General features: G+C 60.5%; 2 protein-coding genes and 1 pseudogene. 1 reads left to right on the forward strand and 2 read right to left on the reverse strand.

The genetic code is table 11. From position 1 onward, the window contains the following. Window positions 1-95: 95 nt before the first annotated feature. Window positions 96-1,016 (forward strand): annotated as a pseudogene (locus tag ACGFSA_RS35035) (IS701 family transposase); the annotation flags it as partial. Between the two features lie 156 nt (window positions 1,017-1,172). Here ACGFSA_RS35035 and ACGFSA_RS35040 read toward each other — a convergent pair. Next, the gene (locus tag ACGFSA_RS35040; RefSeq protein ID WP_393310212.1) at window positions 1,173-1,667 is read right to left on the reverse strand and encodes an Imm1 family immunity protein; all 495 of its coding nucleotides are present in this window, start codon (window positions 1,665-1,667) and stop codon (window positions 1,173-1,175) included. Further along, window positions 1,667-2,178 (reverse strand): DddA-like double-stranded DNA deaminase toxin (locus ACGFSA_RS35045; protein WP_393310214.1); only part of this gene is annotated, 512 nt, incomplete at its 5' end. The genes ACGFSA_RS35045 and ACGFSA_RS35040, both read right to left, overlap by 1 nt.

The following is a 2,178-nucleotide window of genomic DNA, read 5'->3' on the forward strand; positions in this document are numbered from 1 at the left end:
GAGCGCCCGCCCGCACCCTGGAACAGTTGAAGGCCCGTGGAACGCCTATCGAATGACACAGGTCAAACCTGACAGTTATTTAATTACAAGCCCCCGGACGGATCGAGAACTCCCAGGTCGCCGTCTATCTCGTCTATGCGGGCGCCCGCGGGCACGCGGCGGTGGACCGGGAGTTGTACGTCCCGCGCTCGTGGACATCGGATCCGGATCGGTGCCGGGCGGCCGGGCTCGGCGAGGACACCGTCTTCGCCACCAAGCCAGAGCTGGCCCGTGTGATGATCGAGCGGTTCCTGGATGCCGGGCACCGGGTCGGCTGGGTGACCGGCGATGAGGTCTACGGCGGCAACCCGAAGCTGAGGGCAGCCCTGGAGGAACGCGGCCTGGGCTATGTCCTCGCGGTGGCCTGCTCGGCCGCAGTGACCACCAAAGCAGGCAAGTTCCGTGCCGACGCACTGGCCAAGAGGCTCCCGAAGCGGGCCTGGCAGAAACTGTCCGCCGGACGCGGAGCCAAGGGCCACCGCCTCTACGACTGGGCCGTCATCGACCTCACCGACCCGACGCCGGGCCACCGTCAGCTGCTGATCCGGCGCAATCGCACCACCGGCGAACTCGCCTACTACCGCTGCCATTCCACCTCGCCGGTCCCGCTGCACACCCTCGTGAACGTGGCCGGCTCTCGGTGGCGGGTGGAGGAGTCCTTCCAGACCGAGAAGGGCCTGGCCGGGCTCGATGAACACCAGGTCCGCCGCTATCCCTCCTGGAGCCGCTGGGTCACCCTCGCTATGCTCGCCCACGCCTTCCTGGCCGTCGCCCGCGCCGACGAACACGCCCACCGGCCAGGCCCCGACGACCTGATACCGCTGACCTGCAACGAGATCCAGCACCTCTTCCTTGCTGTCGCCCTCCAGCCAATCCACGGACTCGCTCACCGGCTCGGCTGGTCCGACTGGCGACGCCGCCACCAGGCGCGATCACAGACCAGCCATTACCGGCGGCAAGCCGCATCCCAGACATGAGGATCACGATCTACAGCTGGAGTACTAACCGCCGGGCGACAGCACGGGATCATATTCATCACGCTGCTGCGGAGGTTGGAAAAGGTTCCGTGACTCCGCATTCTCAATTTTATCTATTCGACTACCCGGAACGAAGAAGGCTCAGTCACGAAAGCCTTACGACTCCAGGCGCTGACCGTTCACGGTGCCGGGTTCCCACTTGATAAGCGAAGGTCGCCTCCCCTTGTTAAAGCAGAATTCTTCAATGACTGAAGCGACTTCTTCCACGGGAATCACGTTTCTCCTGTCGTACCACAAAGGGTAACCGGGGTCGGAAGTAACGCGAGGATCAAAGCTGGGCGGATCCTGGTTTCGAGATACCCAATGTGCCTGATCGGGGTTCTCTGGAATTTCCTCGCCCCACCAGGTAAGTCCCCCGTACCCGGTGGCAAGGTTGACTCCAACGGTAAGAGCGTTGTCGGCGAACCTGGGAACCTCAGCCCCAGCAGGAACGTTGAAGACATGAAACGACGCAATCGTACCTGCGTGAAATCCAATAGGAACTGCACGTTCCGACTCAAGCTCGTTCAGTGCTCGCACTACGAGTTTCCGAACTTCGTGCTGATCGGAGACCAGATTCCTCTCGGCACCGATCCAAACTTCGACAATCATTACGGCCTCTCGGGTTCCTCGCCGACAATTACTGTAGGTTCACGCGACCCCGGCTGATACACCTTGAGCACGCTATCCTTCGGCAGTATAGCCTTTACTAGTTCGCTACAGGAATCCCTACCCGTGCATACCCACGCATTATTGTTGATGACGACGGTTGCTTTCTCTATGTCCCACTGTGCCATCTTGAAGGCGATCTTGGTTTCCGCGTGAGTTGCTCCGATGAAACCGTTTTGATTTGAGCTACTGTATTCAATTTCCTTTAGATGGGCAGTCAGCGCCTTTGCGGTGTCATCGTCTTGACTGACTACACGGTCGGGGAGATTCGGAATCGGCTTGCCATTGGCATCCCGAATGACGCCAGTGGTAATCCACTCACCTTTGATCTCCTCGAAAATTTGGTCCGCCCATGCCGACCAGGGGCATTGCACGATTGCGATTGATCCGGTTCGCCGGTCTCGCGAGTGACGTAGTGTCATGTCCGTTGTGCGGCAAGGGAACCCGGAGAGCA

It is taken from the genome of Streptomyces sp. NPDC048496 (assembly GCF_043200055.1).
GTDB lineage: Bacteria > Actinomycetota > Actinomycetes > Streptomycetales > Streptomycetaceae > Streptomyces.